Source organism: Kitasatospora sp. NPDC052896 (genome assembly GCF_044547075.1).
Taxonomy (GTDB): Bacteria; Actinomycetota; Actinomycetes; order Streptomycetales; family Streptomycetaceae; genus Kitasatospora.
Window position 1 is genome coordinate 24026 of sequence record NZ_JBITZU010000004.1, and the last position, 19374, is coordinate 43399.

17 protein-coding genes and 1 pseudogene are annotated in these 19374 nt (G+C 72.3%); 9 read left to right on the forward strand and 9 right to left on the reverse strand.

Translation table 11 applies throughout. The annotated features are described in order from the left end of the window. Position 1: 1 nt before the first annotated feature. The gene (locus ACIGXM_RS10945; RefSeq protein ID WP_396559222.1) at positions 2-1195 is read left to right on the forward strand and encodes an acyl-CoA dehydrogenase family protein; all 1194 of its coding nucleotides are present in this window, start codon (positions 2-4) and stop codon (positions 1193-1195) included. A 36-nt stretch (positions 1196-1231) separates the two neighbouring features. Here ACIGXM_RS10945 and ACIGXM_RS10950 read toward each other — a convergent pair whose 3' ends face one another. The 5 genes from ACIGXM_RS10950 to ACIGXM_RS10970 all read right to left on the reverse strand — a co-directional run bounded on the left by ACIGXM_RS10950 (position 1232) and on the right by ACIGXM_RS10970 (position 6143). Further along, a complete protein-coding gene (locus tag ACIGXM_RS10950) occupies positions 1232-2296 on the reverse strand; it encodes a sugar ABC transporter permease (RefSeq protein WP_396559224.1) in 1065 nt (354 codons plus the stop codon). Further along, positions 2293-3522 (reverse strand): MFS transporter, encoded by a 1230-nt coding sequence (locus ACIGXM_RS10955; protein ID WP_396559226.1) that lies wholly within the window; start codon positions 3520-3522, stop codon positions 2293-2295. Before ACIGXM_RS10955 ends, ACIGXM_RS10950 begins: the two co-directional genes overlap by 4 nt. A gap of 252 nt (positions 3523-3774) precedes the next feature. After that, positions 3775-4833, reverse strand: coding sequence for a hypothetical protein (locus tag ACIGXM_RS10960; RefSeq protein ID WP_396559228.1), 1059 nt, complete (start codon positions 4831-4833; stop codon positions 3775-3777). Between the two features lie 39 nt (positions 4834-4872). Beyond that, positions 4873-5406 carry a hypothetical protein gene (locus tag ACIGXM_RS10965; RefSeq protein WP_396559230.1) on the reverse strand — a complete coding sequence of 178 codons (534 nt, stop codon included), beginning with the start codon at positions 5404-5406 and terminating at the stop codon, positions 4873-4875. A gap of 509 nt (positions 5407-5915) precedes the next feature. Further along, positions 5916-6143 (reverse strand): hypothetical protein, encoded by a 228-nt coding sequence (locus ACIGXM_RS10970; protein ID WP_396559232.1) that lies wholly within the window; start codon positions 6141-6143, stop codon positions 5916-5918. A gap of 447 nt (positions 6144-6590) precedes the next feature. Here ACIGXM_RS10970 and ACIGXM_RS10975 point away from each other — a divergent pair, with 447 nt between their 5' ends. Together ACIGXM_RS10975 and ACIGXM_RS10980 are read left to right on the forward strand one after the other, a co-directional pair. After that, the gene (locus ACIGXM_RS10975; protein WP_396559234.1) at positions 6591-7292 is read left to right on the forward strand and encodes a hypothetical protein; all 702 of its coding nucleotides are present in this window, start codon (positions 6591-6593) and stop codon (positions 7290-7292) included. Continuing rightward, the gene (locus tag ACIGXM_RS10980; RefSeq protein ID WP_396559236.1) at positions 7282-8658 is read left to right on the forward strand and encodes a nucleotidyl transferase AbiEii/AbiGii toxin family protein; all 1377 of its coding nucleotides are present in this window, start codon (positions 7282-7284) and stop codon (positions 8656-8658) included. The genes ACIGXM_RS10975 and ACIGXM_RS10980 overlap by 11 nt, the downstream gene beginning before the upstream one ends. Positions 8659-8833: 175 nt before the next feature. Here ACIGXM_RS10980 and ACIGXM_RS10985 read toward each other — a convergent pair whose 3' ends face one another. Further along, positions 8834-9595 (reverse strand): alpha/beta hydrolase, encoded by a 762-nt coding sequence (locus ACIGXM_RS10985; RefSeq protein ID WP_396559238.1) that lies wholly within the window; start codon positions 9593-9595, stop codon positions 8834-8836. A 254-nt stretch (positions 9596-9849) separates the two neighbouring features. Continuing rightward, on the reverse strand, positions 9850-11586 hold the full coding sequence (gene poxB, locus ACIGXM_RS10990) for a ubiquinone-dependent pyruvate dehydrogenase (protein ID WP_396559240.1): 1737 nt from the start codon (positions 11584-11586) through the stop codon (positions 9850-9852). Between the two features lie 497 nt (positions 11587-12083). Between poxB and ACIGXM_RS10995 the strand changes: the two genes are divergently transcribed. The 6 genes from ACIGXM_RS10995 (at position 12084) to ACIGXM_RS11020 (ending at position 18065) form a co-directional block, all read left to right on the forward strand. Further along, positions 12084-12677 carry a TetR/AcrR family transcriptional regulator gene (locus tag ACIGXM_RS10995; RefSeq protein ID WP_396559242.1) on the forward strand — a complete coding sequence of 198 codons (594 nt, stop codon included), beginning with the start codon at positions 12084-12086 and terminating at the stop codon, positions 12675-12677. 1189 nt (positions 12678-13866) lie between these two features. Continuing rightward, entirely contained in the window at positions 13867-14517 is a 651-nt protein-coding gene (locus tag ACIGXM_RS11000) for a YncE family protein (RefSeq protein WP_396559244.1), read from the forward strand. 134 nt (positions 14518-14651) lie between these two features. Then, complete coding sequence (locus tag ACIGXM_RS11005) at positions 14652-14867, forward strand: hypothetical protein (protein ID WP_396559893.1); 216 nt, start codon at positions 14652-14654, stop codon at positions 14865-14867. 399 nt (positions 14868-15266) lie between these two features. Further along, entirely contained in the window at positions 15267-16988 is a 1722-nt protein-coding gene (locus tag ACIGXM_RS11010; protein WP_396559246.1) for an FAD-dependent monooxygenase, read from the forward strand. Between the two features lie 155 nt (positions 16989-17143). Next, entirely contained in the window at positions 17144-17395 is a 252-nt protein-coding gene (locus tag ACIGXM_RS11015) for a hypothetical protein (RefSeq protein ID WP_396559248.1), read from the forward strand. Then, positions 17337-18065, forward strand: a complete 729-nt coding sequence (locus tag ACIGXM_RS11020) for a sulfurtransferase (protein WP_396559250.1) — start codon at positions 17337-17339, stop codon at positions 18063-18065. Before ACIGXM_RS11015 ends, ACIGXM_RS11020 begins: the two co-directional genes overlap by 59 nt. Before the next feature lie 240 nt (positions 18066-18305). Here ACIGXM_RS11020 and ACIGXM_RS11025 read toward each other — a convergent pair whose 3' ends face one another. Then, positions 18306-18965: an SMI1/KNR4 family protein gene (locus ACIGXM_RS11025; protein ID WP_396559252.1), complete on the reverse strand. Its 660-nt coding sequence runs from the start codon at positions 18963-18965 to the stop codon at positions 18306-18308. Positions 18966-19064: 99 nt separating this feature from the next. Next, positions 19065-19304, reverse strand: a pseudogene (locus ACIGXM_RS11030) (transposase); the annotation flags it as partial. Positions 19305-19374 lie beyond the last annotated feature (70 nt).

Consider the following 19374-nt stretch of genomic DNA (forward strand, 5'->3'; position numbering starts at 1 on the left):
CATGAATGATCCCAAAGCACCGCTGAACGGACTCGGGCTGCCCGCCTGTCCGGACGAGATGGCCGACCTACGCGCCCGGGTGTCGGAGTTCGTCCGGCAGCGGGTGATGCCCCGCGAGGCGGTGCTCGACGCGGGCGGCCCGGACGCCCGGGCGGAGCTGGCACGGCTCCAGCGGGAGGCGAAGAACGCGGGCCTCTGGGCGCTCGCGCTGCCGGTCGAGCTGGGCGGCCAGGGTCTGCCGCTGTCGCGGTACGCGCACCTGGCGGAGGCCGAGGGCGCCAGCGACCACGGCCCGGCCGTCCTCGGCTCCGCCCCGCTGCTGGACGTGCTGATGCTCCAGCGCCACGGCTCGGCCGCCGTCCGGCGCCGCTACCTCGACCGCATCACCAGCGGTGAACTGCGCACCTGTTACGCGATGACCGAGCCCGACACCCCCGGCACCGATCCCACCCTGACCGCCACCCGGGCCGAGCCCGGCCCCGACGGGCGGTGGACGCTGCACGGGCGCAAGTGGTTCACCACCGGAGCCGCCGACGCCGACCTGGTCACCGTCCTGGCCCGCACCGACGGCGGCCGGGCGGACCGCGACGGGCTCTCCCTCCTGCTGGTCCCCACCAGCGCGCCCGGCTTCCGGGTGGTGCGCGAACTGCCGGTCCTCGGCGCCGGCGGGCAGTGGGAGGTCGCGCTGGACGGGGTGACCGTGCCCGCCGACCACCTGGTGGGCGCACGCGGGCAGGCCCTGCGGATCGCCGGCGAACGGCTGCGGCTCGGCCGGGTGCTGCGCTGCCTGCGCTGGCTGGGCCAGGCCCATCGCGCCTACGAGTTGATGTGCGAGCGGGCGCGCTCCCGGCGCCACGCCGACGGACCGCTCGGCGACCACCAGCTCGTCCAGCAGCTCGTCTTCGACGCGCTGCTCGCCCTGCGCACCACCCGGCCACTGGTGTACGAGGCGGTGGCCCTGCTGGAGGCCGGACGGGACGCGCGGGTGGAGACCGGGCTCGCCAAGGTCGCCGCGGCCCGCCTGCTCCAGCAGGTCACCGACGCGGCGATCCAGGTCCACGGCGCGGCCGGACTCGGACCGGACACCGCGCTGCCCGGACTGTTCCGCGCCGGGCGCGCGGCCCGACTGCTGGACGGCCCGGACGAGTTGCACGTCTCGTCGGTGGCCCGGCGGGTCCTGCGGACCGGACGCTGACCGTCACCGCACCCTCCGCCCGCCGCTCGTGCCACCTCACGCCGCGAACGGCCCCACCAGCCCGGTGAGCACCGCCAGCCCGAACGCCAGGAAGAAGTCACCCCACACCAGCTCATGACGGACCGCCAGTCCGCGGCGCACGTCGTAGCAGCCGTCCAGCAGCATCCCCGCCGGCCGGGAGCCGCCGGCCGACGTCAGATGACGCTCGCAGAGCCCGCGCAGGACCACCCTCGCCCGCACCGCCAGTTGCTCGCGCTCCTCCGCCGTGCCGGCGAGGGCCGCCAGCTTCAGCGCGGCCACCGCCTCGATGGCCGCCGCCGACGTGTCGAGCAGGCCACCGGCGAGCACGGGAACCGGTGCGGCGGCGGTACCCAGGCGCAGGGCGGCGAGCCGTCGGGAAGCCTCCGCCACTGCCCCGTCGCGGTCCAGGCCCGGCACGGCCAGGGCGTCTGCCACACCGAGCAGCAGCCAGCCCACCGTCCGGCTCCAGCCCGGCTCGGGCTCGTCGCAGCCCCGCCAGCCGCCACCGGGCAGCGCCGCCCAGGCCGGACGCGGCGGCTCCTCGGCGAGGCACAGCTCCAGATGTAGCGTCAGATGGGCGCGGGCGGCCGCCAGGCCGGCCTCCCCCGACCGCGCGAGCAGCGGTACCAGACCGGGCACGCCGTCCGCACGGGCGAGCAGCCGGGGCCCGCCGAACGCGCCGCCCCAGGGCACCACACCGAACGCGGGCTCGAAGGCGGCGAGACACCGGCGGGCGGCCCGCTCGCGCAGCCCGGCCCCCGTCCCGTCGGCCAGGGCGGTGCCGTACCAGAGGATCATCCCCCGGACGGCGGCGTCCTGGTCCACCCAGCCGGCCAGCCGCCGGGTGCACTCCCGGGCGGCCGTACGGTCCGCCAGGTCCCCCGTCACCAACGCCCGCAGCCACAGCAGCCCGGCCCAGAACCCGCCGGTCCAGGAGCCCCGGGCGCTCGTCGTCCATCGCCCGCCGTCCGGGTCGGCGAAGAGCGGGAACCGCTCCCCCACCTGCTCGGCGGTGACGCCGACCCGGTCGATCACCGCGCCCAGGGCTCGCTCGGCCCAGTCCGGGTCGGCCGCGTTCACCGGGCCGCCGCCCGTCCCCGGCGCGCCGCCAACGACGCCGTGACCGCCGCGGCACCGGCGAACTCGCCCGCCACCAGCAGCCAGCCCGGCCCGTACCCGGCGACCGACACCATCAGCCCGAACAGCGGCGGGCCGACCGCGAACCCGGCGAAGAATCCCGCCGACACGATCGCCGAGTCCTGCCCCGCCCGGCCGGGTGCCGGGCCGCGGATGACCAGCACCATCGACACGGCGTTCGCCGACACCGCGAACACGCCCACCGCGGCCGCCCCCGGCCACACCAGCGGATGCACCAGGACGGCGGCGGCGAGCAGCAGCGCGGCCCCGACGGCACCGAGCGAGAGCGTGGTCAGCAGCACCTCGGCCCGGCCCGCCCGGTTCGCGTCGCGCGTCCAGCCCACCCGGCCGGCGATCCCGGACAGGCCCAGCACGGCCACCGGGAGCGCCGCGAGCGCCGCCGACAGCCCGAGCCGCTGGGTGCCGAACAACGCGAGATAGGTGTTCACCGATGCCACCCCGCAGCCGAGCAGCAGTGAGAACACCGTCAACCTGCCGACCAGGCCGCCCCTGGCGCCCTTGGCGCCCGCCGAGCGGTCGGCGGACAGCACCGCCGGGGCCTCCGCCGGCAGGGCGCGCACCGCCCACGCCGCGGCCACGGCGGCAGCACCCGCCGCCACCCAGACCGCGCCGCGCCACCCCAGCGCGGCGGCCAGCAACGACAACGGCAACCCGGCCAGGAACGCGCCGAACTGCACGCCCGACTGCTTCCAACCGGTCACCACCGCCCGCTGCCCCGGGTCGAACGAGGCGAGTATCACCTTGTTGGTCGCGGGGTTGGCGAGCGCCTGCGGAAGGCCGCCCAGCGCGACCGCGCCCAGCAGCACGGCGGCGTCCGGCGCGGCCCCGATCAGGGCGAGCGAGACCGCCGCGAGCAGCAGCAGCGCGACCACGCACCGCCGCGGGCCCACCCGGTCGACCAAGCGGCCGGCCAGCGGCGACAGCAGCGCCGCCGTGCCGAAGCCGGCGGTGGTGGTCAGGCCGAGTTCGGTACGGGAGATGCCGAGCTGCGCCACCAGCCGCGGCCCGAGCGCCCCGAGGAGGTACAGCTGCATCATCGAGAACGCCATGACGCAGGTCAGCAACACCGCCACCACACCGCCCGCGGTACCTGCCCGGCCGCTCCCGGCCAGCACCCGGGTGTCCGCAAGCCCGCCACCGCTCGTCATCCGCACGACCGTCCTTCCGAAGAGAACGCCTACTGCAAGCGTTTCATCAGACAGTCGGCCTGACGGGCCGCCGAGTTCCCGTGGCCACCGGTGCGGTGTCCGGCCTCCGGCGCCACTACGCGGACCGGTTCCCGCCCGGTGCCCCTGGAATCCTGGCCGTGCCGGTCAAGGCGTCTCCAGGGGGAGGGCGGTCCACTGCTCCGGTGTCGCCGGGCGCGGTCGACAGCGACCGGAGCAGTGCGTCAGCACCCGTCACAGCGTGCCGGGTTGCACCTCCGGCCCGCGACTGCCGCTCCTGCGGCGGCGGTTGACGACCACCACCAGAAGGGCCGCGCCCAACAGGAGGGTCAGCACCACCAGCGCGCCGACGAGCAGTGGGTGCGCGCTGAGGGTCACCGGGTGCGCGACTGCCGCCGGAGCGACGCCGGATTCGTGGGGGAAGGTGATCCGCGCTTGGTACGTCTCGGCGAGCAGTCCGCTCTTCAGCTCGATGGTGGCGTTCCACGGACCGTCCGCGAGCTGGTCGGTCACCGGGACCTTCACCGGCTCGGACTGCTCGGGGGCCAGGCTGGTGCCCAGTTGAACCTGGTACGGACCGGCACTGAGACTGCCGGACACGGCGGACAACTTCATGGTGCCGTTCAGATCCAGGGCGCGGCCACCGATGTTGTGGACCTGGGCCTGCACGATCGCGTGCCCGTCGGGATCGCGTTGGGCCGTCATCGTGTCGACGGTGAACTTCGGCGCAGGGGGGTTGTCGCCGCCGACCGAGAGGTAGACCCGGATGCCGGCACGGCTGACCAGGGCGATGCTCCCACCGTCGTGGCGGCCACTGGCCTGCGCCCAGATCACGGCGTACCGCTCACCGGGGGCCGCGTCCTTGGGCACCGCGATCGTCAGGGTGTCGCGGACGACGGCCCCGGGAGCGACGTCGACGCTGTCGTGGTCCAGCGTCGTCCAGCTGGTCAGCTCGCTCTCCGTCCTTCCTGGGGCGCCGACGAAGGAGCCGTGCGTGATGCTGGCGGCGTCCGGATACAGGTCCACGTGCAACGGGGCGGCGGTGGTGTTCGACACCTCGACGCGTCGGTGCACGGTCGTGCCGGGCGTCAGATTGTCGATGACGTACTGCCGTGCCCGGGAGTCCTTGGACAGGTCAGCGGGAATGTCGACCAGCCGCAGGCCGAGGCTGCCCGGGTCGGCTGCTGTCGGCCGCTGCGCCGGGACTGAAGCGCGGGCGGGGGGCGAGACGGTGCTGACGGCCGCGGCGAGCGCCGCGGCCGTCAGCACCGATGCGAGAACGAAACTGCGCACGGTGTAAGGAACCTCTGCTGACTACTCAGTCTGCCGCGGTCAGGAGACGGAGTGGGTGATCGTGGAGCTGTACGTTCCGATCAGGGCGTTCGCCGGAATCGTGAGGGAGATGGTCGGGTTCCAGACGGCGGAGTTGATCCCCGACACCCCGGTGGCGGTCTGCACGGCACCAGGAGGGTAGAGCGGGCTCAGGTTGCTGTTGGTGACGGTGGCCGTGCCGGTGACCGTGGCCGTCGGGCTGGTGTAGCTGCTGCTGCCGACGGCGGAGACGGAGATGTTCTGGGGCCCGGTGAAGTCCACCGCGTTCGCGGTGGCCGTCCAGCCGCTGGTCCCGCCTCGGCCGTCCGTCACCGTGACGTTGCCGAGCTGGCTGCTGACCGTCTGGGGGCTCGAGCTGGCGACGACGGAACCGAGGTCCACCGGCCCCGCCGGTGCGCTGATCTCCAGCGCGCCGCTGGTGACCTCGGCCGTGACCGGCGTGGTCGCGGTGGTCTGCGCCGACGCGGGGACGGCGTAGGCCGTCATGCCCAGCGCTCCCGCGAGCAGTGCGGCGATGATATTACTCTTGCGCATTCCTTGGTCCTCCATGGTTCCACTGAAAGGGCGATCGCCCCGGGCGTCAAAGTAGCGACGAAGGAATTGGCGAAGGTCGCGCTAGTTCGTTGACATTCAAATATTCACTCGATCGGTGCCATCCGAGACCGGCGCACCCCTGGCAAATCCATCCAGGAATGCACAATTTACGTAATTCGAGAGGGCTCGTCATTAAATAACGCTCAGGGCGGGCAGGCTTGCCGGCCCTGAGCACGTGGGGTTCCTGAGCAAGGTCGGGCACTGGCACGGTGACTGTCGCTCCGTTTCCGGTCCCCGCTCCCTCGAACCGTGCGCGCGGTTCTCCCGCGCACGGCTTTTCCGCTCACGAGTCGGTGCGGCCGGCCGGCGGAGAGCGCCGGGTGCTCGTGGGCACAGCCGTCGACCGCGTCGGACTTCCGCCCGGAATTCCCGCCGCGGAAATACGCGGCCCGCCCTCGAAGGGGAGCCGGGTCGACCGCCGCGGCGGCCATCGGCTGCCCGGTCCGAGCTCAGGCCGCCCCGAACACCGGCCGTAGATCGTGGTCGTCCACCGTCCACTCCACGCCACCGCCCACCGGCCGCAGGAAGACCTCGCACCGCACGGCCTTTCCGGTCCACCGCGAGTACTCCACGGCCTGACCGGTCACCACACCCCGGCGGCCGGTCACGGCGTCCGCGGCGAGCTCGCCGTCCAGTGCATGGGGCCCGTACTCCACACGGTTCTCGGGGTTCCTCATCCGCCACCTTCCGACCGTTCGGGCACTGCCGCCTCCATTCGCTGTCCCGTTCGACCCAAGGCTTGCGTCACCCACATCGAGGGCTCCGCTCTTCTCGCATAGGTGGCTGGCATATTCGCTCTCCTCATGCGACCACCAACGACGCGCTCCCTCACCCCGTATGTGCGCCAAACGGGTCACGGGGTCCCGGCCTGACCCGGAGTTCCACCCCGGAGGGGCTGCGGAGCCGGGTGGAACGGGAGCGCACGGGTCGGGCCGAGGGGCGGTGGGTCGTCGGTCCGGCTCACGTGCTGTCGTCGCCGGCGGCGAGGGCGGCCCTCGGTGCCGGCCCTGCGGGAGAGCGTTGTGCGGTCCTTCGCCCCCGCCGAGGCTTCCGTGGGGCGGTACCCGCCCACCAGCGGGCGACCCGCCGGGCCCGCTGTCGGCGGCGCCTGCCAGGATGCCCGCATGATCGCCACCCGGCCTGCCCCGGCCCTCGGAAGCCCCCCGTTGCCCGAGGTGTCCGGCGACTTCGAGGTACACCTGACGGTGCGTCCGGAGTCCGCCGACTCCTTGGCCGATTGGGCGGCCGAACACGGCCTGAAGTTCACCCACATCCTGCTGGCCCGGGGAGCCGCCGCCTCACAGCCGATGCTCACCCTGCGCGGCTCCGGTCGGTTCCAGGAGGTCGCGGCGCAGACGCGGCGGACCGCCGGACGGCTGGCCGAGGCGGGGTTCGCCGTGCTGCGGGTGAAGATCGAGGCGGCCCCGTGGGCGCAGGGGCTTCCGCAGTCGGATGGCGACGCGGCCCGTCTGGGGCCGGCCCGCTACTTCGAACACCATGTCAAACTGCTGTTGCCCGGGGACGCCGACACGGGCGCGCTCGCCACCATCGCCACCCGCCACAGCGCGCACCTGTCCCGCAACGCCCGCCGCGTGCGCGCCGACGGGCTGCGCGAACGGTTCGTCACCCAGCGGGCCCGCCTGGTCGGCCTCGCGACCGCCGGCCGTCAGCTGGCGGCCCTGCTCACCGAGTTGGGCGCGGCCGGCTGGCCCGTCGCCTCGGTGGAGCGGGAGTTCGTCGTGCTGGACAGCGACGAGACGCTCGACGCGGGCTGGATCGACGAGTACCCCGGCACGGAAGAAAGGGCACGACCCGATGAGCACTGACCCGACCGCTACGGACACCGAGTGGGACGACCTCGGCTACGGACCGTGGAAGGAGGTCCCCCTGCCCCGGGAGGCCCCCTCGGAGAGCACCCGGGCCCGGCTCAACCTGCCCAGGGGCCTGTGGCCGATCGACCACGAGGCGGCCGCCCAGCAGCCCGTCTTCGATCCGGCCCTCACGGCGTACACCCGGGCGCTGCGCCCGAGCGAGCCCGCCTTCGCGGATCCCGCACTCGCCGCCCGGTGGCTCGCCGCCCGTCGGGAGGCGCTGGAGACCGTGCTGTCGGCCATCGCCGACTCCCCCTGGGCCGAGCACCTGGTCCTGCGCGGCAGCTTCCTGCTGCGGGCCTGGTACGGCGAGGAGGCGCGCGAGCCCGGCGACCTGGACTTCGTCGTCCAGCCGCGGGAATGGCAGTTGGAGGACGCCCGCACCGGGACCATGCTCCACGACATCGCCGCCACCGCTGCCGCGGCAGCGCAGGACATCACTGCCGCGGAGAGCTCGCCCGCCCGGGTGCGCCTGCACGCCGACGCCGCCGCGACCGATGAGATCTGGACGTACAGTCGCGTCCCCGGCCGCCGTCTGGTGCTGCCCTGGTCGGCCGAGGGCGTCCCGGGCGGCGCGATCCAGCTCGACTTCACCTTCACCGAGATCCTCCCGGCCGAGCCGCAGCACGGCCTGGCGCCGAGCCGGCTGCTCACCGCGGCGCCGCAGCTCTCGCTCGCGTGGAAGATCCTCTGGCTGGTCTCCGACAGCCACCCCCAGGGCAAGGACCTCTACGACGCCCTCCTGCTCGCCCGCTCCACCGAGGTGCCCTACGAGCTGCTGCGGCGGGTCTTCGAACTGTCCGACCCCAGCTGGCAGCGGTATCCCCTGGTGCCGGCCGACATCGCCGACCTGTGCGTGGACTGGGACGAGTTCCACAAGGACTACCCCGATCTGGCCGAGCACTGCGAGGACTACCCGGACCGGGTCGAGGACGACGAGGACGAGGAGGACGACCCGGATCCGGCCGAGGACGACGGGGACGACCCGGATCTGGCCGAGGAGTACCCGGACCGGCTGCTGGCCGCGCTCGCGCCGACCTTCGCCGGCCGCTCCGAGTACGCGCTGCGCGCCGACTGGCTGGCTCCCGTGGTCGCGCAGTACCGGCAGTTGCTGGAGGAGGCGGGGATGGACGAGGTCCAGCGCAGGATGCTGGGCAAGCCCGCTCTGCGGCTGGTGGACAGCCTGGTCGTCACGGCGGAACTGCTGGGGTGCGACATCGGCGAGGCGTACCGGATCGCCTCGGAGCCCCTGGCCGACACCGACCTGCGGCTCAACGGGCTGCGGCAGGCGGCCGACCGGCTGGCCGCCGAGCGGCGCTGACCCGGCGGCGGTGCGAACCGCGTGGGCCGGGCGCCGGCGCCGGGCGGACGAGGCTGCCGATGGTGCGGGTCCTGCGGCGGTGTCGGCCAGGTTCCGATCCAGCTGCCGGCCAGGTGCCTCGACAGTCCGCGAGGGAACACCGAGGCCGTCTCCGCACCGACTTCGACCGGCGAGATCACGATCGACGGATGGAGTGCCGAGCGGTGATCCCTGCGGCGCGGGCCAGTACCTCGGCGGTCCGCGACCCCGCCTCGACGGCGTGGTCGGCGGTGCTGGGCAGGCAGCGGTCGTGCTCGGGGACGAACTCGGTCATGATGACACCGGCGTGATCGGTCGCGACCTCGCTGAGCGACACCGGCCAGCCGTGTTCCTCGAGAGAGGTGCGCAACTCGCGTGAACGCTCGACGTCCACCACTGGATCAGCGGTGCCGTGCACCAGCCACACCGGCCTGGGCGGCAGCGCGCCGCCGCCCAGGCGGAGGTCGTCGATCGGAACGGTGCCGGTGGTCGGTGCCGCCGATCCGTACGCACCGGCGATTCCCACGACGGCTTGCGGCCTCCAGCTGCCGAACGCGGCGGGATTCAGGGCAACACCCACCGCGGCCTTGCCACCCAGCGACCACCCGGCGAGCGTGATCCGCTCGGGATCCCCACCGAAGTCGGCCACGTGCTGCCGTCCGAAGACGGCCGACTCCCTCAGGTGCGTTCGCCCGCCGTCCGGGGCGTCGGGTCGCCAGTCCGGCACCAGGACGATGACGCCCAGCTCCGCCGCGGCGCGGGCGAGCGGCGCGAGGACGTCCCGTTCGTCGGGGCCCCGGCCATGCCAGAGCAGCACCACGGGCACAGGCTCCGACGCGCCCGCAGGCTGATAGACGTCCATGAGCTTGCCACTGGCCCCGTACCTGATCCCCGTCCTGACGACGACCTCTGTAGCCATCGCGACACCCCCACTCGTAGACCGCGAACAACGTCACGGTACCAACGCGGGTCGGCTGCCTGGACAACTGGCCGGAGCAAGCGACCGCTGGCTCAGGAAGAGAACCCGTCGCCCCGACCGGGCCGACCTCACCCCCGCGCGGTTCGATCGACTCGCCCACCTCGGACCGGACTGGCGTTGACCCGGGCCGGGGTCACGGCACCTACGACACCTGCCACCGATGCGGCGGTACCGGCTCCGGATCCGACAGCGTGCTATTCGAGGCTGAGCTGGCGCAGGTTGGTGCGGGCCAGTTCGAGGATCTCGTCGCCGTGGCCGGAGAGGATGGTGCGGGTGGCGAAGAGGGTGAATCCCTTGAGCTGCTCATAGGTGAGCTTGGGCGGGAGGGAGAGTTCCTGGCGCTGGGTGGCGACGTCGACCAGGGCGGGCCCGTCGTGCGCGAAGGCGGTGCGCAGGGCCTCCTCCAGGTCGCCGGCGCGTTCCACCCGGGCCGCGTGCAGGCCCGCGGCCCGGGCCTGTCCGGCGAAGTCCGGATTGCGCAGGCTGGTACCGTAGTTGACGAACCCGGCGGCCTTCATCTCCAGTTCGACGAAGGACAGCGCGGCGTTGCTGAAGACCACGATCTTGACCGGCAGGTTCAGTTGGCGCAGCGTCAGCAGCTCACCGAGGAGCATGGCCAGGCCCCCGTCGCCGGCCAGCGCGACGACCTGGCGGTCGGGGTGGGCCGCCTGGATCCCGATGGCCTGTGGGAGTGCGTTGGCCATGGTGCCGTGGTTGAACGAGCCGATCAGCCGCCGCCGTCCGTTCATGCGCAGGTAGCGGGCCGCCCACACGGTCGGGGTGCCGACATCGGCGGTGAAGGCCGCGTCCGGTGCCGCCAGCCGGTCGACGGTGGCGGCGATGCACTGCGGGTGCAGTGGTGAGTCGCCGGGTTTGCCCTCGGCGAGGGCGTCCAGGCGGGCGCGCACCCGCCGGTAGTGGCCGGTCATGAGGCGTGCGAAGGAGTCGTCGGTGCGGTGGTGGAGCAGCGGCAGCAGGGCCTGGGCGGTGTCCTTGACCGTACCGACCAGCGGCACCTCCACGGCGGTGCGGCGGCCGATGTGCTCCCCGCGCACGTCGACCTGCACCACGGGCGCGCTGTCCGGGTAGAACTCGCGGTAGGGGAAGTCGGTGCCGAGCATGAGCAGCGCGTCGCAGTGCTCCATCGCCCGGTAGCCGGAGCTGTAGCCGATCAGCCCGGTGAGGCCGACGTCGTAGGGGTTGTCGTGCTCGAGGTACTCCTTGCCGCGCAGCGAGTGCACCATCGGCGCCTTCAACGCGTCGGCCAGCGCGACGGCCTCGTCGTGCGCGTCGGCGCAGCCCGCCCCGGCCAGGATGGCCACCCGCTCGGCCGCGTTGAGCACTTCGGCTGCGCGAGCCAGTGACGCCTCGTCGGGCCGAACGTGCGAGGAGCACTTGAGCACCGGGCGCGGCGTGGCCCCCTTGGGAGCCTCGGCCAGGAACAGACCGCCGGGGACGACCACGACCGCCACGCCGCCACGCTCGACGGCATGGCGCATGGCCGTGTGCAGCACCCGGGGCACCTGCTCGGGGTTGGCGACCAGCTCGCAGTACACGCTGCACTCACGGAAGAGCCCCTGCGGGTGGGTCTCCTGGAAGTAGCCGCTGCCGATCTCCTCCTGCGGAATGTGCGCGGCGATCGCCAGCACCGGCACCCGGCTGCGCTGCGCGTCGAACAGGCCGTTGATCAGGTGCAGGTTCCCCGGTCCGCAGCTGCCCGCGCACACCGCCAGGCCCCCGGTGGTGCCCGCCTCGCCCGCCGCGGCGAACGCGGCGGCCTCCTCGTGCCGCACATGGCCCCAGGCGATGGTGCCGTCACGGCGCAGGGCGTCGGTGAACCCGTTGAGCGAGTCGCCCGGCAGACCGTACACGCGCCGCACTCCGGACGCCCTGAGCGTGGCAACGATCAGCTCCGCAATGGTGCCGGCCATCGGTCCTCCCGAACAGGGCTGCGCACTGGGGCAGCCATCCATGCCAAGCGCCCACCCGAACGGGCCTGCTCAGACGTGCTGACGGCCGCCGGCGGACGCGCGCAGGCGGTCGGCACCAGCATGACCCGGTCCGCCAGCTCCCGCACCCGGTGAACGAGGCCGGGCCAGGTGAGGTGGACCAGACCGTCGGGCGCGGCGGTGCGGCCCGCCGCTCCCGACCGACGGCCACCTCACGTGGGCGACGCGGGCAACCTGGAGGGCGTTCCCGGTCCTTGCGGTGGGCCTTGGCGGTGCCGGGGTTCTTCGGCTGGAGGAGACGGAACCTGCCCGCGGTGAGGTTCGCCCGAGCGAGGTCTCCCGCCGACACGCATGGATGGGCCGGCTCGGTTTCGCACGGGTCTCGGTCGTTGGCCCGTCCGATGCCCGGTCTCCATCCGGCCGAGGGCGATATCGGCCCATGATGGACCGAAGGGTCCAAAACCTGCGATGATGGCCGCGTGAACCAGGGACTGACTGCGAAGGGCCGGGCGACCCGGCAGCGGATCGTCGTCGCCGCCGCCCGACTGATCAGGGAGCGGGGGGCCGGCGAGACGTCTCTGGACGACGTGCGCGCGGCGACCGCGACCAGCAAGAGCCAGCTCTTCCACTACTTCCCCGGTGGGCGCTCCGACCTCCTCACCGCCGTCGCGGAGCACGAGGCGGGCCAGGTGCTGGAGTTCCAGCAGCCCCACCTCGGCGACCTGTCGACCTGGGAGTCGTGGCAGGCCTGGCGGCAGACGGTGGTCGACCACTACGCGGAACTGGGCCCGCGCTGCCCCCTCGGAAGCCTCACCGCCGAGCTGGGGAAGTCCTCGGAGCAGGCCCGGGCGATCGTCTGCACGCTCTTCGACGAGTGGGAGGCGGCCCTGACCCGTGGGGTGCGGGCGCTCACCCGCCTCGACTCCGCGGCCTCGGCGCAGTGCGCGCGGGGCATCCTGACCGCGCTTCAGGGCGGCATCGTGATGCTCCAGGCGACCGGTCGCACCGACTACCTCGAGGCGGCGCTGGACGCCACGACCCGCCCGTTGTGGACTGTGGCGACTGCGACCTAGCGGCCCGTCAAAACAGTCCTGTCGTGGTCGCCGACGCCCAGGCGGACTTCCTCCGGGCCGGTGCGGTCGGACCCGCCTTCCGTCGGCCGGCGGCGGCGATCGGGCAGTGGCAGGACCGGGCGGCGCGGGCCGACGCGGAGACGCTGGTCCGTGCGGCCGACGTCCTGGTGACCATGGCCCTACTACGCGGGCCACCAGGAGCCGTGGCAGCGCACCGAGCGGATCCTCGACTCCCTCGGGGACCGGGTGGACCCGCTCACGGCGATGCACCGGGAGGCGGGCGCGGTGGCCCGCGACGGCCTGGGGCTGCGCGCCCGCCTGGAGCAGGTGTTCACCGACCCGGCCCGGCTCCAGCCCTGGGACGTGGCGCGACTGGGCCTGTGTGCCTCCGGGTTTTTCGGGGTGGGTGGGCAGCACGTGACGTGGTGGTGTGTGACATGCCGCTTTCGGAGTAGTAGGAGCCTCTGGGCCGTTCGGCCGTCACACCGTGCTTGTTGATCACGGTCGGGGGTCAGGGAGAGAGAGAATCCGTCGGGCCCATCGCGAGCAGGAGCTGTCGGGGCGGCCGTGCTGTCGTGCGCGCAGCACATCACCCCGATGCTTGGCGAGCCGACTCTTCCCGGCCTCGGAACTGACGGTTCGTCATGTTTGATCGACGGCTTTCGCGAAACGTCGCCCAGCCCGGCGGGCGAGGCACTAGCGTGCCGCACGGCGCCGCGCAGGGCGGCGCCGAAGGGGGTGGGTGCGAGCATGAAGTCTCTTGTGAACAAGGCTCATTGGGGTGTCACGGGGTTGGCCCTGGCAGCCCTGATAGGGCTCACGGGCGGGGCCGGCGCGGCGAGGGCAGACGCGCCGGTTTCCGGCACGGCGGGCACTGTCACCGTCGGTGTGAGCGAGCCCGTCCCGGTGGTCAGCCCGGACGGCGCCACCGCCTACGTGGCGGTGATCGACGGGAACGACCGTCTGACGCTGCAGAAGGTCGACACCCAGGGTGACACGGTCACCGGCCAGATCATCCTCGGGACCGCGCAGTTCGGCGCGTCCCTGGCGCTCGACGGGCACGGCTCACGGCTCTACGTGCTCAACGGGCTGGAGCTCTCGGTGGTCGACACCGGTTCGCTGACCGTCCTGGCCACCGTCCCGCTGCCGACCCAGCCCAGCCGGCTGGACCCCGGGCCTGCCTGGGGGCATGGCACTCAGCGCCGACGGCCGCACCCTGTACGTGTCGCAGAACGGCCCGGAGACCTACCGCCAGCAGGGCCAGGGCCGGGTGCTGGAGTTCGGCACGGCCCAGCGGGCGTTCACCACCGGCGTGCAGGTGGCGGCGAGCCAACTGGGCCAGCCGGTGCTCCGGCCGCACAGCCATGACCTGTACGTCAGTGGTGACAACAGCGTGCTCCACCTGAACACGGCCGGTACCACGCCAACCGTGGTCGGCACCGTCCAGGGCGTGCCCGCCACCGGCTACTACGACCTGGCGTTCACCCCGGACGGCGGCAAGATCTTCGCGCTCAGCGGCGGCGTCACCACCACCGCCGGCGTGATCGACCCCGCCACCGACACCGTCACCGGGACCTTCACCGTGACCAGCGCCAACGCCGTACTGAGCGACCTGCAGGTCAGCCCGGACGGCAGCACCCTGTTCATGCTCGACAACAACTACACGACCGCCGGCTCGGTCCTCGCCTTCGACACCACCACCGGCGCGGCCGTGCCGGGCGACACGGTCACCTCCGGCGAGACCGAGCTCTACGGCCTCGCCGTGGGCCCCGGCAACGACACCCTCTACCTCGGCGGCACCAGTGGCCAGACCGCCGTGCTGCAGATCGCGAACTACTGACCCGCCCGGTTCTCGTGAAGGTGGGCCTCGACAATCCCGACGTGCTCCTCCTCGCCCACCACCAGGAGGCCGTCCACCGGCCCGAGCGGGGGGAAGTGACGGGACCGGACACCGAGCCGGTCGCATGACGACGCATCCACGTCCACTCACACACCACCTCGCTGTCCGGGCTGCACGCGGTCATCCAGGTCACCATGGGCTGGAACGGCGCCCACCGCCACCAGTTCGGCGCCCGGAGGTACGGGCACGACGGCCACCCGGCCTCGGCGTACGGAGCCCGCTCCCACAGGCCCACCGGCCCCCGCCGCAACCTCAACGGACACTCCGCCCTGAGCCGGCAGGTCACCTGATCACTGGCACCCGAGAGGAGATCGGCACGCGCACGCAGTTACTGACCTCGGCGCTTGAAGGTGACGGCAGTGGCAGATCTTGGGAACGGCTGCGCCGGTCACTGCGACGGTCCACCAGTAGAACGCGCCGATCCATCACCCCGAAGCACCGAAGTCAGTACCCCGGGTCGCCCGACGAGCGCCGCCAAGAAAAGCGGCACGGAGCGCTGTCGAGTTCGAGGAGAAGTATTACGCCATCCCGGCAACGGCCGAATCAGTGAACGTGAAACCCGGGCAACCTGTCCTGACCAGCGGATCGGCAACTACCGCACGGTGGGGGCCTCAATCCGGTCTGGCTGGCGCAGCCTGGTGAAGCACACTGGCTCGGGGGCCATTTCCGAACGGCGAGGGAGTCTGATCATGACCGCTGTCGACGTACTCGTGGTGGGCGCGGGCCCTGTGGGACTGACGGCGGCGGCCGAGCTACGGCGGCACGGCGTCGAGTGCCGCATCGTCGACCGGCTGGCCGTCCCGGAGCCCTATGCCAAGGCCATCGGCGTCCTGCCCCGCACGCTGGAGGCGTGGGACGCCATGGGCCTGGCCCGCAGGGCGCTGGACAACGCGGTGCCGCACCTGGGCCAGCTGGTCTTCATCGACGGCAAGCCGGGCCCCCGGGTCGAGCTGACTCTGCCGCCAGAGATCCCCTATCCCTTCGCCACGCTTCCCCAGTACGCGACCGAGCGGCTGCTCACCGAGCATCTTGCGCGCTTCGGCACGGAGGTGGAGCGGCCGACCGAGCTCCGCTCGGTGGAGATACGCCCGGACGAGGTCGAGGCCGTCCTCGCGCACGCCGACGGCCGGATCGAGCGTCTGCACGCCCGCTACGTCGTGGGCTGCGACGGCGCGCACAGCACGGTCCGCAAGGCGGCCGGGCTAACCTTCGAGGGCAACGCCTTCCCCGAGCAGTACATGATCAGCGACGTCGAGCTCGACTGGGACCTGCCCGCCGGCTACAGCATGCGGGCCGTGAACCTGGACGCGAACGGTGCGGTGGACGACATGCTCGTCTGCATTCCGATGCCGGGCGTTCGGCGGTACTGCCTGTCGATGCTGCGCCCCTGCGCCCAAGCCGGGGGCGAAGACGACTCGAGCGCGCCGGACGGGATGAGGGATGGCCGCGGACCGGACCTCGGCGAGATCCAGGCCGTGCTCGACCGGTTGTCCCCGGAGCCGACGACCGCCTCCACGCTGCGCTGGTCGTCCACCTTCCGGATCAGCCACCGTCTGGTGGACCGCTACCGCAACGGCCGCCTCTTCGTCGCCGGGGACGCGGCGCACATCCACCCGCCGATCGGCGGCCAGGGTCTGAACACCGGCGTGCAGGACGCCTACAACCTCGCCTGGAAGCTGGCCCTGACCATCCGCGGTATGGCCACGGACGACGTACTGGAGAGCTATCACGCCGAACGCCACCCGGTCGCGCAGGAGGTGGTCGACCGCACCGTCCGCCATGCCCGCACCTCCAGCCATGCCCGCACCGGCCTCGGCAACAACGGGGACGACGCCGAGATGATGCTACGGCGCCAGGCCCAACTGCTGGTCTCCTACCCGGACAGCCCGTTGATCCAGCCGCAGGCGGCGGACGGCATACCCGCGGCCGGTCCCGCCCCCGGCGACCGGGCACCGGACTGCCGCGGCCTGCTGAGCGACCTCGCCACCTACCGGCGGCGGCTGTTCGACCTGCTGCGCACCCCGCGGCACGTGCTGCTGCTGTTCGCGGGCCCGGAGCACGTCTCGGGCGACGGCGCCGCCCGACTCGAGGCCTGCGCCGCCGAGGCACATCGCGCCGCCCACGGCCTGCTCGACGCCTATCTGGTCACCGCCGCGGAGGTACCGGAGGACGCCCGCCCGGTCGGCCTGCGCCCGCCGCGGGTACGCGACGCGGCGGGCGAGTTCCGCGCCGCCTATGCGCCGCGTGACGGCGAGGCCCTTCTGATCCGCCCGGACGGCTACCTCTCCGGACGCTTCCACCCGGCCGTGCCGGAACACCTGACGACGCATCTGCGCCGAACCTTCCTGACTTCCGCTGCCGCGGGCGAAGCGCCGCCGGTAGCGGTCCTACAGGCGGCACTGTCACGGTGACCGTTACTCACTACCGCTTGAGCTCGCCATCCTTTACCGACAGGCCGCCCATGCCGCAAGGGCTGGCCACGCGACACACTGCCCGCCAGGAGCCGCACGTTGCTGTTTCGGCAAGAAGACGCGCTCGGCCCGTCCGCCTGTGTTGATGTGGCTCCATGGCCATCGAGATCCCGAGCCCGCTGGTCACCACCGACTGGCTCGCCACCCATCTGGACGACCCTGCCCTGCGCATCCTCGACGCATCGGTACTGCTGGCGCCCGACGCCCCGCACCTGCGCCCGATGCGCGATGCCTACCAGCGCGCACACATCCCTGGTGCCGTGTTCGCCGACCTGGTCCAAGACGTCGTTGAACTCGACAGCCCATTCGGCATCACCCGCCCCGGCTCCGGGCGGGCGGGCGGCTGAGGTCTTCGGGCGCCTGGGCGTCGGCGACAGGACGACCGTCGTCGTCTACGACAACGAGTTCGGGCAGAACGCGGCCCGACTTTGGTGGATCCTCAAGGCCGCCGGGCACACACGGGTAGGGCTCCTCGACGGCGGCCTGGGCAAGTGGACGGCCGAGTTTCGCCCCATCACCTCCGGCGAGATCACGCCCGCCCCGGCCGTCTTCACAGCCCGCCCCAGGACGGACATGTGGGCCGACCGCGCCCAAGTCCTCGACGCCATCACCAACCCAGGCGGCGCGACCCTGGTCAACGCCGTCCCCGAACTTCCCGACGACGTGTCCGTCCTTCCCCCCGGCACCGCCCAGGTCATGTCCACCAGCCTGCCCGGCAGCCTCGACGCACCGTTCCCCTCCCTGGGCCAACCCGGTACAGAGGCCCTTCCCCACCCGTCGATCAACTGGCCCGGCTCCCCCACCCTCCGCCCCCGCCCCGACCGCCGGCGGCTCTTGGCTCACATCCCCGCCGAACGTCCGGCAATCGTGTACTGCAACTCCGGACTCAACGCCCCGCTGGTCGCGCTGTGCCTGGTGGACGCCGGACACACAAAGGTGAGCGTCTACGACGGCGGCCTGACGGAGTGGCTGAGCAACCCGAACAACCCCACCGCTCCCCGCCACCCGACCGTTTGAGCACACCGTCGTCCACGACAGGCAGGTGAAATAGACGCTTACGACGGCCTGCGCTTCAGAGCCCCGGACGGGACCTGAGTCAGGGAAGGTGTGCTCGGCTCTTCGGGGTGAATGGATGGATCTCGACCTGTGCCCCGCCGAAGCCGTCGCACTTGCGGTCCGTTTCACCGCCTACGCGTGTACCTTCACGCACCACTGCCATGGGCCCGGCAATGACGGGTGGCTTCGTGACGGGGTGGGCTATCTACCACGACGATTGTCCTCCCAGTCGTCGAACCAGCGGAGCCAGATGGGCGTGCCCACACCGCGGTGCCACAGGTTGCGACTGGCCTTCTCCAGCTCCGGAGTCATCAGACCCTCCTCGTGTTCCAGCCAGTCGACGTACCACTCACCAAAACTGGCCGGTCGCCCCGCATCCGTCAGCAGCGGGTTGAGGCGATCGCAGGTCGGCCGCCCGTCGAACCACATGCTGCCGCGGTCCGGACCGCTGACGATGAGCAGCGTGCTGAAGTTGTGGCCATGGCTCGCCAGAAAGACACCACCCGTGGCTCGGTCCCGCTCCGCCGCATCCACGACCTCGTTCCGGGCGTCCCGGGCAGCCACGAAGTCGGCAGGGTCGGCGTAGTCCTCTTCCCGCACGAACTTCTCCCACACCTCGTCACTCGCAGCCAGTGCGGTGTCGTGATCGGGGAACGGCACGTGCAGCCGCTCCAGCTGGGTGTCCGCGTCCCCTGCCCAGTGCCACCCCTGAGGTCCCCGCCGCAACTCCCTCGGCCACCGCCCACCCGCACTCACCCGAAGCAGGAACTCCCGGTAGTCCGCCGGAAACGTGATCCCGAACTGCCGCTCCGCCTCCTCCACCTGGCTTTCAGCCAGCGGCGCAGCCAGCTCAGCCTTCACCCCGCGCCACGCCCGCTCCTCGCACAGCGCGTGCACCCGCCCCCGGACGTCGTCCCAGTCAATGCTCCGCATGATCGGCCAGGATACGACCTTGACGTTTCAATGCCATGGCGGTGGGAGGTCGAGGGAGAGTCCGGTGCCGGCGAGGAGGCCGTCGAGGACGTCAGCGCGGTACTGCAGTCGCTTGAGACGGTTGCGGACAAGGGCTTCGAGGCGGTCGAGGGCGACGCTGGCGAGGTTCGCGAGACTGCGCTTGACGTGGGCCCACAGGTACTCGACCGGGTTCAGCTCCGGTGCGTAGGCGGGCAGGATGAACACCGTCAGCCAGTCCCCCTCCGCATATCGCATGCCAGACGGTCTACTGCAACAGATGCCCGTCCGTCAGCGAAACGGCAGATCCATCACCCCA